This is a genomic window from Alteromonas sp. ALT199 (assembly GCF_018619335.1).
Lineage (GTDB): Bacteria > Pseudomonadota > Gammaproteobacteria > Enterobacterales > Alteromonadaceae > Alteromonas.
In genome coordinates, this window is sequence record NZ_JAHHDX010000164.1 from 52,486 (window position 1) to 66,192 (window position 13,707).

Consider the following 13,707-nt stretch of genomic DNA (forward strand, 5'->3'; position numbering starts at 1 on the left):
CCGGCTTTGTTTTTACTTTTCTAAACGTTAAAGCGCTTACCCCTGTTGGAATGGATAAACCGAACCAATCTTCAGAATTTGCGTAAGCTCATCAAGTGCAGTGCGCGACTCAATAAGTAGCTGCGGATCGCGCAAGTCGTCTTCGCTCAACTCATCGCGATAGTGTTTATCGACCCACGCGTTTAAGCGTGCGAACTGTGTATCGTTGATTAGCGTGTTCTGATTTACTGCTTCAAGCTCTTGATCGTTCATAGCAACACGCAAACGCAAACACGCCGGGCCTCCGCCGTTGCGCATACTTTGTTTAACATCGAAATAGTTAACCGACTTAATTGGCGTACCCAGTGTGACTAACTTGTCTAAATAACGTTTAACCGCTTCGTTTTCCTGGCACTCACTGGGCGCGATGATAGTCATGTCGCCACTTGGAAGCGTTATAATTTGCGTATTAAACAGGTATGTTTTTATTGCGTCTAGAACAGACACTTCCGTGGTGGGCACTTCAATAAAGTGAAGTGGCTCACTACCAAATTTGGCTTGAAGCTCTTTAAAGCCCGCTTCTTTTTGATAAAACGCTTGTTCGTGGAAAAACAACACGTTTTGGTTACCTACCGCAATTACGTCATTGTGGAATACGCCTTGGTCGATAACATCAGGGTTTTGCTGCATATAAACCACGCCATCGTCATCAAGACCGTGCAAACGCGCAACGGCTTGGCATGCTTCTAATGTTTGGCGGGCGGGATATTTGGTTGGCGCAGGTTTGCTGGTATCAAATGCGTGGCGACCATAAACAAACAGTTCTACGCCAGCTTCACCATAGTTGCTGCAAAGTCGCGTATGGTTGGCTGCACCTTCGTCACCAAAATGCTCGTTATCCGGCAGGTGCTGGTGATGGGCAAAGTGTTTTTCATTGGCGAAAGTGCCACGCAGAATATTGCCAGTAACCTGTGGCTCTAATGAGCGATGAAACTTGTTTGTTAAGTTTGCAGGGGTAAAGTGAACGCGGCCATCGGCAGTATCGGCGCTAGGAGACACAGTGGCGGCATTTGCAGTCCACATGCTACTAGCAGAGCAACAAGCAAGAAAAATCTCGCGAGATTGCTTTGCAGCGCTTTCTAGCACGCGAGCATCTGAACCAGTAAAGCCTAGTCTACGCAGGGCAGCAATGTCAGGGCGCTCTTGTGGGGCTAGTACACCTTGAACCATGCCCATGTCGGCCAGCGCTTTTGCTTTTGCAAGGCCTTGCTTCGCAGCTTGTTTTGGGCTGCTCTTCGCATTAGCATTGTTCAGGGAAGCGACATTGCCAAACGACAAACCGGCATAGTTATGGGTAGGCCCAACAATACCATCAAAGTTAACTTCAAACTGCTTCATACTTTCCCTCATTCTTGGAGTTTTGGCACTTGACCCCATATGCTACTTTTAAATATACGCTGCGATTATATTGTTAGCAGCAACGCTTTCGTTTTTTTCCAGGGGCAAACGAGGCACTTCTTTAAACCTGATCAAGTTGATAGGTTAGGTCGGAATGGCTGGCATTATACGACTTTTAAAGCCAATGCCAATCGCGCTGCTTGTTTATTGTACAGTTTTTGCGCGAGTTTGAAGCGATGGGAAGAATAAGTATGAAGAAGATCTTGTTTTCCATTCACTTTGTAGATATATGTTAAAAAAGAGCGGGTACCTTATAAATAGTGCAAGGTAGCTCCAGTTTTCAAAAATTGACGTAAATAGTCATTAAAAATCAATAGGTTTAGTTCAATTATATGGCAAAATCACTGGTCATAGTCGAGTCACCAGCCAAAGCAAAAACGATAAATAAATATCTCGGTAAAGATTTTATCGTAAAAAGTTCGGTTGGCCACGTGCGAGATCTTCCGACGAAGGCATTAGGCAAAGTAGAGCCTAAAAAACCGGCTAAAGAACTCAAAACTTTAAGCGAGGAAGAACGTCAAGATTACCTTCGCCGTCACGAATACTTAAAGCTTGTAGACAGAATGGGTGTGGATCCAGAAAAAGACTGGAAGGCACACTACCAAGTATTGCAAGGCAAAGAAAAGGTAGTCAACGAACTCAAAAAGCTCGCAAAAGATGCTGACACTATCTATCTCGCAACCGATTTGGACCGCGAAGGAGAGGCTATTGCTTGGCACTTACAAGAACTGTTAGGCAAAAAAGATAAGACCTACCAGCGGGTAGTATTTAACGAAATTACTAAAAACGCGATTCAAGATGCGTTCTCAGACCCGGGTGAGCTGAATATATCGCGCGTTAATGCACAGCAAGCTCGTCGATTCCTTGACCGTGTTGTAGGCTTCATGGTGTCGCCACTTCTGTGGAAAAAGATTGCGCGAGGCCTTTCAGCAGGGCGCGTTCAGTCGGTAGCGGTGAGGCTCGTTGTTGAACGTGAACGCGAAATTAAAGCCTTCGTACCAGAAGAGTTCTGGGACGTTCATGCAGACTTGACCAGCCAGCAAAAAGCGGCACTTCGCATGTTGGTTGCCAAGCACCAAGGCAATGCATTCAAGCCTAAAAATAAGGCCGAAACAGATAAAGCACTTACTGACTTAGAAGGCGCTAGCTACACCGTTGAAAGCCGTGAATCTAAGCCTACCCAAAGTCGTCCTTCAGCACCGTTTATCACCTCAACACTGCAACAAGCAGCGAGTACACGTTTGGGCTTCGGTGTTAAGAAAACTATGATGATGGCACAGCGTCTTTATGAGGCTGGCTACATCACCTATATGCGTACAGATTCAACGAACCTAAGCCAAGAGGCTTTGGACAGTGCTCGAGCATATATTTCAGATAACTTTGGTGATAAATACTTACCAGATTCGCCAAATCGCTATGGAAGCAAAGAAGGCGCGCAAGAAGCTCACGAAGCGATCCGCCCTTCAAATGTGAGCATTAGTGCCGCTAGCCTAGGTGATATGGAGCGCGATGCACAGCGTCTTTATGAGCTTATCTGGCGCCAGTTCTTGGCTTGTCAGATGACGCCTGCGAAGTACGATGCAACCACCATTAAAGTGGCGGCAGGAGACTATGAGCTTACAGCAAAAGGTCGCGTACTTAAGTTTGACGGTTGGACGCGTGTACAGCCTCAGCTTCGCAAAAAAGGCGACGAAGAGCTTATGTTGCCTGATGTGCAAAAAGGCGATGTTCTGGACTTAAAAGCGCTCGACCCTAAGCAACACTTCACTAAGCCAGTAGCGCGATTTAATGAAGCGTCGTTAGTGAAAGAGCTTGAGAAGCGCGGCATTGGTCGTCCATCAACATACGCGAGTATTATTTCAACCATTCAAGATCGCGGCTACGTACGTTTGGAAAATAAACGTTTTTACGCCGAGAAAATGGGGGAAATCGTAAACGATCGTCTGATGGAAAACTTCGACGATCTGATGAGCTATGACTTCACGGCCAACATGGAGCAGCATCTAGATGATATCGCTGAAGGCAACAAAGATTGGAAAGATGTTCTTAATGAGTTCTACAGCGGATTCTATGGAAAACTGCTAAACGCTGAAAAAGACCCTGAAGAAGGCGGTATGCGCCTAAATCAGGCAATACCTGCGGGTATTGAATGCGACAAATGCGGCCGCGAAATGAATGTAAGAACCGCATCTACTGGCGTATTCTTAGGCTGTTCAGGTTATAACTTACCGCCTAAAGAGCGCTGCACCAATACCATGAACCTAACGCCTGGCGATGAAGTGGTGAAGGTGGATGACGAAGAAGAGCTTGAAACGGAAGCGCTTCGCTCTAAAAAGCGTTGTCCTAAGTGCGGAACTGCTATGGACAGTTACTTGGTAGACGAAACCCGTAAGCTTCACGTTTGTGGTAATACACCTACCTGTGACGGAACCTTAGTCGAGGCAGGCACATTTAAAATTAAAGGCTACGACGGCCCAATTATCGAATGCGATAAGTGCGGCAGTGACATGGAGCTTAAGAACGGTCGTTTCGGTAAATACTTCGGCTGTACTAACGAAGAGTGTAAGAATACCCGTAAGCTGCTCAGAAACGGGGAAGCAGCGCCACCGAAAGAAGATCCGGTCGATTTGCCTGAACTTCCTTGTGAAAAGTCAGACGCCCACTTCATGCTACGCGATGGGGCCTCGGGAATTTTCTTGGCAGCGCATAACTTCCCTAAATCTCGAGAAACTCGTGCGCCGAAAGTGGAAGAACTTGCTCGCTTTAGAGATAGAATTTCGCCGAAATTCTATTATCTTGCCGATGCACCAAAAACTGATCCGGACGGTAACCCTGCAATAGTTCGCTACAGCAGAAAGACCAAACAGCAATACGTAATGTCTGAAAATGACAGCGGAAAAGCAACGGGTTGGTCAGCATGGTATGACAATGGTAAATGGCAGGAGCAGGCAGCGAAAAAGCCTGCGGCCAAGTCAAAAGCCAAGAAAAAGTAATTCAAAGCAAATATAATACTTTGAAGCCTAAGCAGTAAGCCCGAATTTATTCGGGCTTACTACGTTTTGAGAAATTTTTAGAGACTTGCAATACGCTTCATGCAAGGTTTACTACTACATTAATAGAGAGTGAGTTATGGCCTCTTTACAAGATCAACTTCTAAAAGCCGGATTGGCTGATAAAGCGTCTGCAAAGCAAGCACGCGCTGACAAACGTAAAAAGCAAAAACAGAAAAATAAGCAAAAGCAGCCGGTGGTAGATGAGGCAACTTTGGCGGCTCAGAAAGCGGCGGAAGAGAAAAAAGCCCGCTCTCGTGAGTTAAACCAATTGCAGCAGGAAGAACGTGAAAAACGTTCGATCGCGGCTCAAGTAAGACAGCTTATCAACGTTAATAAACAGCCTCGTAAGGGTGAAGCTTTACTTAATTTTACTCACGATAACGTGGTAAAACGCATGTACGTAAGTGAAGAAATGCACAAGCAAGTGACAAAAGGTCGTTTGACTGTGGTATTACTCGATGATGCTTACGAACTGGTTCCAACGCCGGTGGCTGACAAGATTGCTCAGCGTGATGAATCTTCAATTATATATCGCGCCGATTTAGATAAAAGTGGTAGCGACGGAAAAGACGAAGATGAAGACGACTGGTATGCCGACTACGAAATCCCAGACGATTTAACCTGGTAGCCTTTTTAAACTCGCCACTTTTTCCTTTGATAAAGGTTAGGTGGTGAGTATGTTTTGCTTTTCTTTATTTAACCCACCCAGCGTTTTATTTACCTTCACTAACGCAGCTCCCACCTAAACCTGTTCATTGCAATCACGCCTCAACGCCCTTTGCTGCTTTCGTTTTAGTCACTTTAAACGTTTGTGTTTATTGTGGCTTATTAAAAAATTTCGTCTTAGCCGTTATACACAAAACACTAAGAAAACATCGTATTTTTAATTTCTAGTCTATATTTGTTAAAGCGCATTTGTATCGCAGGTCGTAATTATTTGCATTGAATGTTGTTTCTTAATTCAGGAGGGAAGCCATGAAAGGTTTACCGAAGCTGGTTCTAGGTGTCGTAATATCTCTATGCATGTCACTACCTGTAAATGCTGGGCTATTCAATATCTCTATTAATAATCTTGGCGGGCTAACACCTTCTCAATCTAGCGTTTTTGATGATGCAATCGCGTATTGGGAATCTTACTTAATAGGGGTTCAAAGTGCGTTCAATCACAACATTGTTATCGACGCCAGTGGTGTTCCAATTGATGGCGTGAACGGAATATTGGGCAGAGCAGGCCCCTCAAGTATCACTTGGTTTTCTGATAGTGCATTTGTTTACGCAAGTAAAGGTCGCATGCAATTTGATACGGCGGACCTAAATAACATGGAAAATAACGGTACACTTTTCGATGTTATTGCACACGAAATGGCCCATGTTATCGGTTTTGGAACCTTGTGGACGACCGACTTTTTTATTGCCGGTACTCAATCTAACTATGTTGAGGGTTCAGGGCGTTACACGGGAGAATATGCATTAGAAATGTATCGTAAAGAATTTGTAGAAGATGCTGAATTTATCCCGGTAGAGCTCGGCGGAGGCGATGGTACTGCCAATAGTCATTGGGACGAGCCTTGGCCTGGTGGTGCATCGGACTTAATGACAGGGTATTTAGGGCCTTATCCAATTACGTTGAGTGATACAACAGTGGCATCGTTTGCTGATATTGGCTATTTAACCACAGTAACGCATGCTGTTGATGAAGCCACAACGGTTTGGTTGTTCTTACTTTCTATGGGACTCATTGTAGGAAGATATCATAAACGGCCAAGTTTACGTCGCCTGTAAGCTCTGTAGTTTAATTTGACCATTAGCAGGCCCTTAATGCTTGAATAACCTTAGCAGCTGTAATCATGTTTACGCATCTAAATTAGGTGATAGCTTTCATCTATAGAAATGTGGCTTTTGCTGCTCTATCTTTTCCTTTGTTGTAAATTATTCTGTTCACACGCTTACACTGCTAAGACTCCGCTGATAAAATCATGATAGAAGGTATCTATCATAATTTAGGAATGAGTCATTGGATATTCGTCAGCTGCAGTTTTTAGTCGCGTTAGGTGAAACGCAACATTTCGGTAAAGCGGCAGCATTATGCAGCGTCACACAACCCACGCTTTCTTCACGGCTTCATAATTTAGAAGATGAGCTAGGCATTCAGTTGGTGGCTCGTAACCATAGATTTCAAGGATTTACTTCAGAAGGTGAAAGGATCTTAGCATGGGCGAAAAGTATCCTTGCGGCGTGCGACGGCTTACAGGCAGAAGCTGCATCATGTAGAGGCGCTTTAGTTGGGCGTTTACGAATTGGTACCGTACCTTTAGCGAGTGTCGAACCTACCGATATCATTGACACATTGTCAAAACAGTACAATGCGCTTCAATTTTCCTTGCAAACTTATAGCAGCGAACATATTGCAAACGCATTACATCGAAATGAGTTAGACCTTGGTCTTTGTTACCTTGAGGGCATGAACACACAGCACTTTAATATTTTGCCGTTTAAAGCTACGCCAATGGTGTTGGTGTATAGTCCGAATCATTTTTCTTTTAAGCAAAATACCGTAAGCTGGCAAGCACTTTCAGTACTACCATTGGGTTTACTAACACCTTCAATGCACTTTAGACAGTCTATCGTCCTAAACATGGCCAACGTAGGCGTGAACAATGAGCCTGTAATTGAGTCTGACTCTGTTCATTGTTTATTACAGGCAGTGCAAAAGGGGATATGTTGTACCATCGTACCTATGAATGTTGCAATGGCCAATGCAAGTTCTAGCCTTGCCCATGTTGTTGTTGAAGATAGTAAAACCATCTCAAAACTAGGACTTATAATGCGCAAAGGGGAGCCTGAGTCTCCTATTGCCAAGCAATGTTTTGAGTTTTTAAAGGGAGTGGTCTAGATGTGTTTAACAAGGGAGGCGGATACGGTGAGTAAGAAAAGTGATTCACTTATAGGTTTAGTACTTGCAGGTGGTCAATCGCGCAGAATGGGACGAGATAAAGCGCTTATGCGTTATCAAGGCCGCACTCTAATTGAACATGCTTCATTACTTTTGCAGTCAGCGAGCTGTGAGCACGTGTTAATTAGCCGTAATGCGCCTGGTTTCTTAGGTGACTTAATTGAAGATGCCGGGCCGCTTGGTGGAGTGCATGCTGCATTAAACTTTTTAGATAATGCCGAAGATGAAAGCAGCAATCATAGTGAACTGCTTGTTCTTCCGGTTGATATGCCTCAGATGACACCTCAGCTTTTAAATACATTAGTTTCGAAAGGACGGGAAGTCCAGCGAGCGTGTTATGTTGAAAACCGCTTTTTGCCTTTTTACTTACCTATTACATTGAATACAAAGACGTCGCTAGCTCACTATTTGGTAGACCAAAGCAAAAGGCGAGTCGTGGGCTTCTTGGACCGCGTTAATGCAATTTCTCTTGAGGAAGTGAGCCTTACAGAAATAAAAACTAGGGAAGGTGACCATAACGAAAAATCTGATGGGTACGGCCCAAATAAAGATAACGCACAATGGTTGAACGTTAATACGCCTGGTGATTGGCCACATGAAAAATAACGCCGGACAACAAGCACTAATTTTAGATACTACGCCTTACATTCAACGCTATCCACTCGCTGAAGAAGTGGCTTTAAGCATCAGTTACAACGGTATTAATTATGCCGTTATGCTGATAACCCCTCATGATATTGAAGATTTTATCGTAGGCTTTAGCTTAAGTAGTGACATTATAGAGCATCCTCGCCAGCTCTATAATATTGAATTGGCTCGCCATAGCGAACATATAAATGCTGAAGTTGAAATTGCCAATCAAGCGTTTTGGAAGTTAAAAGAAAATAAACGGCAACTGGCAGGGGCATCGGGCTGTGGACTTTGTGGAATAGAAGCGCTAGATAATGCATTGCCTCAACTACAAGTTGTTGAAACATCGCCTTTACCAAACGCAAACTGGTTTGAGGGCTTGCGAGAACTTATCTCTAACGCGCAAGTATTAGCGCAAAAAAGTGGTGCAGTTCACGGGGCGCTTTATGTTGATGCCAAACGCAATGTATTGGCATGCAAAGAAGACATTGGAAGGCACAATGCGTTTGATAAGTTAATTGGCGCAATCGCAACCAACAAGCTTTATCAGTCTGAATGTATTGTAGTTCTAACCAGTCGCTGCAGTTTAGAGTTAGTGCAAAAAGCGATAAGATCGAAATTACCCGTGGTAGTAACGCTTTCTGCGCCCACGGCGCTGTCAGTTAAGTGGGCAAGCCGATACGGTGTTACCCTTATTCATGTACCCAAATATGACGCACCGAGGGTCTACTCGCCGCATGTATAGAGGGGCACAAGCAAAAAAGGCAGCGAAGCTCGACATGCCCCCTCAATTGGGGCCTATAACGATGCGCCTAGACAGCAGAAACTGCAATTCGGCCATCTGACTTAGATTTCGAAAGTTTGATGGCAATAAACTTTGAAGTTGGCGTGAAGGTTCCATCACCATAGCTTTCTAGTGGTACTAAAGGGTTAGTTTCTGGGTAATACGCGGCTGCTTGGCCTGGCGGTATGTCGTAAGCTACTAACATAAATTGCTTTATCTGGCGTGTTTTGCCGTCGTTCCACATTGAGGTAATGTCGACTTTATCGCCATCGTTAAATCCCAACTTCTTAATATCACTCTCATTAACAAACAAAACATCTCGCGCGCCAAACACATTTCTGTAGCGATCATCCATGCCATAGATGGTGGTGTTGTATTGGTCGTGGGAACGCAGCGTTTGTAAAATAAGGTCGGGCTTTTCTCCTTGTGCAACTATGTCTTCATTCAATAGTGATGCTGGCAGCGCGTTGACAGCAAATTCAGCTTTGCCCGACGGCGTTAGCCAGCGTCTTTCACTTGCGGCATTACCTAGGTGAAAACCGCCTGGCTGATTAAGTTTGGTATTAAAGCTTTTAAAGCCGTCTATGGTATCGGCAATGAGTTCACGAATGTGATCGTAGTCGCTTATTAAGAAATCCCAGTCCACTGGCTTGTTACCTAGTGTTGCCTTTGCTAACCCTGCGATAATAGCGGGTTCAGAGCGAAGCTCTCGCGAACTTGGAGGTAGCTGACCATAAGAGATGTGGACCATAGAAAACGTATCTTCGACGGTAACACCTTGTTGTCCGTTGGCTTGCATGTCGACTTCAGTTCTACCTAGGCAAGGCAAAATAAGCGCATCTTTACCCGTCGTCAGGTGTGATCGGTTTAGTTTGGTGGCGATATGCACGGTTAGATCGCATCTTGATAACGCAGCATGGGTGCGCGGAGTATCCGGTGTTGCCTGCGCAAAATTGCCACCTAAACCAATAAATACTTTGGCCTCGCCTTTCTCCATTGCTTGAATGGCCTGTATGGTGTTGTGTCCATTTTCTCGTGGAACAGCGAAGTTAAACTTGTCTTCTAATGCGTCGAGTAACGCCTTAGGCGGTGCTTCGTTAATACCTACCGTCCTGTCGCCTTGAACATTACTATGTCCCCGTACAGGCGATAGTCCTGCGCCAGGCTTACCAACGTTACCTCGTAACAACTGAACGTTTACTATTTCTTGCACCGTAGCGACAGAGTGTTTGTGCTGAGTAATACCCATGGCCCAACACATGATGACGCGCTCTCCACGCTTGTACATAGTAGCAGCATGGCGAATTTCGTCTTTCGACAAACCGCTTTGCGCTTCAATACTTTCCCAACTTGTATTGTCGACTATAGTTAAATAGTCGTCCATGCCGTTAGTATGTGCATTAATAAAGTCATGATCGAACACGGGGGTATCATTGTGTGCTTTTGCTTCATGTTCCCAGGTTAACAGCCATTTGGCGATGCCGCGCATCACTGCCATGTCACCACCAAGCGCAGGCCTGAAGTAAGCGGTATTGGTAGGTGTTGAACCATTAGTTAGCATTTCGATAGGGTGTTGAGGGTGCTGGAACTTTTCCAAACCACGCTCTTTAAGTGGGTTTAGGCAAACGACTTGCGCACCTCTTCGCACAGCTTCACGTAAAGGTTCTAACATTCGGGGATGGTTTGTTCCCGGATTTTGACCGATAACAAATATGGTGTCTGCCTTTTCAAAATCGTTGAACGTGACAGTGCCTTTACCTACGCCTATTGTAGGTGTCATACCTTGCCCTGATGCCTCGTGGCACATATTTGAACAATCGGGAAAGTTATTGGTGCCAAACGCACGTACGAATAATTGATATAAATAAGCGGCTTCGTTACTTGCCCGCCCTGAAGTATAAAATTCGGCTTGATGAGGCGAACTTAAACCATTTAAATGCGTTGCAACTAGAGCAAAAGCATCGTCCCATGTTACAGGTTCATAATGGTCAGTTTGAGCATTATATCGCATTGGATGGGTAAGCCTGCCCTGCGACTCCAACCAGTAATCGGTGTGCTTTTTAAGTGAGCTAACTGAAAAGTTGGAGAAAAACGCTGGGTCTACATAGCGACCAGTAGACTCCCAATTCACTGCTTTAGCCCCGTTTTCACAAAACTTAACCAACCCACTTTCCGGTGATTCACCCCACGCACAGCCTGGGCAATCAAAACCTTTATCTTGGTTGGTTTTAAGCATGGCCCGCAAATTTTTAAGCGGTTTTTCACTTTGGATCCAGCTTTGGGTTACGCTTTTTAACGCCCCCCATCCGCCAGCGGGTTTGTTATACGTCTTGATGTTGCGCTTATCACTCATGTTTTGCCCCTGTGTCTGCGCGGTTATCTACCAATGTATAAAATGCCTCATCTCAAGACTTTTTATCGGAAATACTTTAACCATTCCTGTTAAGGTGTTCCAATTGATTACGCCAACTAAGTGATAGAGTTCATCAATTAACCGCTTATTTCCATTCTCCCGTCTTAAGTGCGTAGGGCGACCTGTCGGTAATTTCGTGGGAGTAGGGATATGCGCCCGCAATGTGCGTTACCGATGACACCGACAGCGAAACTAAGCGCTCTGCGCCTTCAAATTCGGCCATGTTAGATTCAGCCAGTTCAACTTTTGCCTTTGCTTTAACAAAAAGGAGGTCGCCTGTTTCATCATCCCAAAAGCATAGGCCTACGCGAGGGTCTAACAATATGTTGCCCAAGGTATTAAAGAACTTGTTTCCACTAAAGTCTGGAAAGATTAACTTGTCACTTTCTACTTTTATAAAGCCGGCCTTACCACCTCTGTGAGAGACGTCCAGCCCTTCGTTAGCCTCTTGGCCTAATGAACTATGTCGTGACGCAATAAAAAATGTCTCAGCGTTTGCTATCATTGAACGGGCACATTGGTTGAGTACATTCGATGTTGAAATAGTAAAAGAGTCGTTATTCTTCACTGTATCCTTTGACGACTCACTTAGCGTTATACGTTGTACTTTTGTCGTGTTTCGTTTATGGATGTACTGTGGGCAGTTACCAAAACTTTGATCGACTAATACCGTTAGGTTGCCGTTGATTGCGTGAGTTATTGTACCGTTAAGTCGATTTCTCCTTCTTGTAGCGTATTCAATTCCGACAATGCCGATTTTGCTTCCTGCCATCACGTCTAGGTTTAATGGGTCTTGAATCATTTTTAATACATCAGTGGGTAGGTTAAACCGCAACTGAGTAGGAGAGGGGCTTTCGATAAAGTCATCATCTCCCCAAATTGGGGTTGCCACTGGGTGGCCTTCCTCGTCAACTAGTCCAAAAACGGTGAATGGCGTAGATGTGAAAAATCGTCGGTGCTGCTCAGGCATGAAACTGCGGATAAATCCATTGGTTCGCTCACCTATTTCTTTATCAATTCCTAGCTTTTTCTGCAAAGTAATTTCACCATAGTGAAACGCAGGGTTTATAGATGTAAGCTTGGTTAGTGTCATAACAACCTCGTTGATCGATATCGCTAAGTCAACACGCTTAAGCACGGCATACGCCGTGCTCCTAACTACGACTCTTAATTATGTTGTTGCGAAAAGTTTTACACGCGTGCTGCAGCTATATCAGACGCTGGCATTGGAACAAAGTTGTCTAAGTTTTCAATAGCTTTCAACCAATTATTTATATGGGGGAAATTTGACAGGGATATCCCACCCTCAGGTGCATGAGCCATATACGAATACATAGCGATATCAGCAGCGGTTACATGGCTTCCTACCAGAAACGAACTTGCCGAGTTTGCTAAATGGGCCTCCATATTGCTAAGCAGCGTAGCGCTGACCTCAAGCACAGCCGGTTCGTGTATCGTTGCGCCAAATACGTATTCTAATCGCGCAGCTGCAGGCCCTCTGGCTAGCTCTCCTGCTGAAACTGATAGCCAGCGCTGAACAAGCGATTTTTCCTTGGCGTCTTTTCCTAGCCAATAGTCGCTTTCTGCGTAGGCGTGGATTAAATAAACCAATATGGCATTGGAGTCAGCTAACGTTACGTCGCCATCTGTTATGACGGGGACTTGTTTGAACACGTTAAGCGAACCAAAGTGCTCACTTTTGTGCTCGCCGTTGGCCATATCAGGCTCAACAGTCTCAAAAGGGATGGCGTTTAGTGCCATAATAATGAAACTTTATGGCAGTGGCCAGATTTAGGGTTTTGGATTAATGTAATAGGGCTTTTGGGTACAACTTTGTTTATTTGTTGCGTCATAGGTTTATCCTAAAAAGGGGAATAGTGTTGATGTCATTAGCTTGGCTCACAACTCAAGTTCAGACAGTGAAGGAAAGTCGTCGGGACGTCGCTCCCCATCCCAGGTGAATTTTCGTTCGTTCTCTGCTATCGGGTGTTCGTTAATACTGGCAATGCGTTTTTCCATTAGCCCTTCAAGATTGAACTGCCAATTCTCATTGCCGTAAGCTCTAAACCATTGACCGGAATCGTCCTTGTACTCGTAGGCAAAACGAACTGCTATACGGTTTTCGCCAAACGTCCATAATTCTTTTACTAGCTTGTAATTGAGTTCTTTATTCCACTTTCTTGTTAAAAAGCTTACTATTTGAGCGCGTCCAGCAATAAACTCCGCGCGGTTGCGCCAATTGCAGTCAAAGGTGTAAGCACCCGCAACTTTTACCGCGTCTTTACTGTTCCATGCGTCTTCAGCAAGGCGCACTTTTTGTGTTGCGGTTTCAAGGGAAAACGGAGGGAGTGGCGGTCTCATAAATATCTCCTGTTAGCATGAGGCAGTAGTTAAAAAATATCTATTAAAGTAAAAGTGCTAAATAGCTAATAGCAAT

Annotated in this window: 11 protein-coding genes; 6 read left to right on the plus strand and 5 right to left on the minus strand. The window is 44.7% G+C overall.

Translation table 11 applies throughout. The features are described from left to right. Positions 1-36 precede the first annotated feature (36 nt). On the minus strand, positions 37-1,377 hold the full coding sequence (astB, locus tag KL866_RS19125) for an N-succinylarginine dihydrolase (RefSeq protein WP_025254951.1): 1,341 nt from the start codon (positions 1,375-1,377) through the stop codon (positions 37-39). Between the two features lie 392 nt (positions 1,378-1,769). On the opposite strand from astB, the gene topA reads away from it, so the two are divergent. From topA to fdhD, 6 genes are all read left to right on the plus strand, one after another. Beyond that, positions 1,770-4,430 carry a type I DNA topoisomerase gene (topA, locus tag KL866_RS19130; protein WP_214996524.1) on the plus strand — a complete coding sequence of 887 codons (2,661 nt, stop codon included), beginning with the start codon at positions 1,770-1,772 and terminating at the stop codon, positions 4,428-4,430. 136 nt (positions 4,431-4,566) lie between these two features. After that, positions 4,567-5,118, plus strand: coding sequence for a DUF2058 domain-containing protein (locus KL866_RS19135; protein ID WP_214996526.1), 552 nt, complete (start codon positions 4,567-4,569; stop codon positions 5,116-5,118). Between the two features lie 347 nt (positions 5,119-5,465). Beyond that, positions 5,466-6,272, plus strand: coding sequence for a leishmanolysin-related zinc metalloendopeptidase (locus KL866_RS19140; RefSeq protein WP_029661388.1), 807 nt, complete (start codon positions 5,466-5,468; stop codon positions 6,270-6,272). Positions 6,273-6,504: 232 nt separating this feature from the next. Beyond that, positions 6,505-7,383, plus strand: a complete 879-nt coding sequence (locus KL866_RS19145) for a LysR family transcriptional regulator (RefSeq protein ID WP_214996528.1) — start codon at positions 6,505-6,507, stop codon at positions 7,381-7,383. 27 nt (positions 7,384-7,410) lie between these two features. Beyond that, positions 7,411-8,049 carry a molybdenum cofactor guanylyltransferase gene (locus tag KL866_RS19150; RefSeq protein WP_025254954.1) on the plus strand — a complete coding sequence of 213 codons (639 nt, stop codon included), beginning with the start codon at positions 7,411-7,413 and terminating at the stop codon, positions 8,047-8,049. Continuing rightward, positions 8,039-8,818 carry a formate dehydrogenase accessory sulfurtransferase FdhD gene (gene fdhD / locus KL866_RS19155; protein ID WP_025254955.1) on the plus strand — a complete coding sequence of 260 codons (780 nt, stop codon included), beginning with the start codon at positions 8,039-8,041 and terminating at the stop codon, positions 8,816-8,818. The genes KL866_RS19150 and fdhD overlap by 11 nt, the downstream gene beginning before the upstream one ends. A gap of 67 nt (positions 8,819-8,885) precedes the next feature. Here the strand turns inward: fdhD and KL866_RS19160 are convergent, their stop codons facing one another. The 4 genes from KL866_RS19160 to KL866_RS19175 all read right to left on the minus strand — a co-directional run bounded on the left by KL866_RS19160 (position 8,886) and on the right by KL866_RS19175 (position 13,631). Continuing rightward, positions 8,886-11,210, minus strand: a complete 2,325-nt coding sequence (locus KL866_RS19160) for an FdhF/YdeP family oxidoreductase (protein ID WP_214996530.1) — start codon at positions 11,208-11,210, stop codon at positions 8,886-8,888. A 145-nt stretch (positions 11,211-11,355) separates the two neighbouring features. Then, a complete protein-coding gene (locus tag KL866_RS19165; RefSeq protein ID WP_025254957.1) occupies positions 11,356-12,363 on the minus strand; it encodes a pyridoxamine 5'-phosphate oxidase family protein in 1,008 nt (335 codons plus the stop codon). Between the two features lie 98 nt (positions 12,364-12,461). Beyond that, positions 12,462-13,031: a glutathione S-transferase family protein gene (locus tag KL866_RS19170; protein WP_251140181.1), complete on the minus strand. Its 570-nt coding sequence runs from the start codon at positions 13,029-13,031 to the stop codon at positions 12,462-12,464. A gap of 138 nt (positions 13,032-13,169) precedes the next feature. Beyond that, positions 13,170-13,631 carry a nuclear transport factor 2 family protein gene (locus KL866_RS19175; RefSeq protein ID WP_025254959.1) on the minus strand — a complete coding sequence of 154 codons (462 nt, stop codon included), beginning with the start codon at positions 13,629-13,631 and terminating at the stop codon, positions 13,170-13,172. Between the last annotated feature and the right edge of the window lie 76 nt (positions 13,632-13,707).

What these genes read in the sequence shown, in the direction of transcription:
- fdhD (WP_025254955.1), top strand. Translation starts at nt 8,039, where the DNA reads ATGAAAAATAACGCCGGACAACAAGCACTAATTTTAGATACTACGCCT.
- topA (WP_214996524.1), top strand. Translation starts at nt 1,770, where the DNA reads ATGGCAAAATCACTGGTCATAGTCGAGTCACCAGCCAAAGCAAAAACG.
- KL866_RS19140 (WP_029661388.1), top strand. Translation starts at nt 5,466, where the DNA reads ATGAAAGGTTTACCGAAGCTGGTTCTAGGTGTCGTAATATCTCTATGC.
- KL866_RS19135 (WP_214996526.1), top strand. Translation starts at nt 4,567, where the DNA reads ATGGCCTCTTTACAAGATCAACTTCTAAAAGCCGGATTGGCTGATAAA.
- KL866_RS19170 (WP_251140181.1), bottom strand. Translation starts at nt 13,031, where the DNA reads ATGGCACTAAACGCCATCCCTTTTGAGACTGTTGAGCCTGATATGGCC.
- astB (WP_025254951.1), bottom strand. Translation starts at nt 1,377, where the DNA reads ATGAAGCAGTTTGAAGTTAACTTTGATGGTATTGTTGGGCCTACCCAT.
- KL866_RS19160 (WP_214996530.1), bottom strand. Translation starts at nt 11,210, where the DNA reads ATGAGTGATAAGCGCAACATCAAGACGTATAACAAACCCGCTGGCGGA.
- KL866_RS19175 (WP_025254959.1), bottom strand. Translation starts at nt 13,631, where the DNA reads ATGAGACCGCCACTCCCTCCGTTTTCCCTTGAAACCGCAACACAAAAA.
- KL866_RS19165 (WP_025254957.1), bottom strand. Translation starts at nt 12,363, where the DNA reads ATGACACTAACCAAGCTTACATCTATAAACCCTGCGTTTCACTATGGT.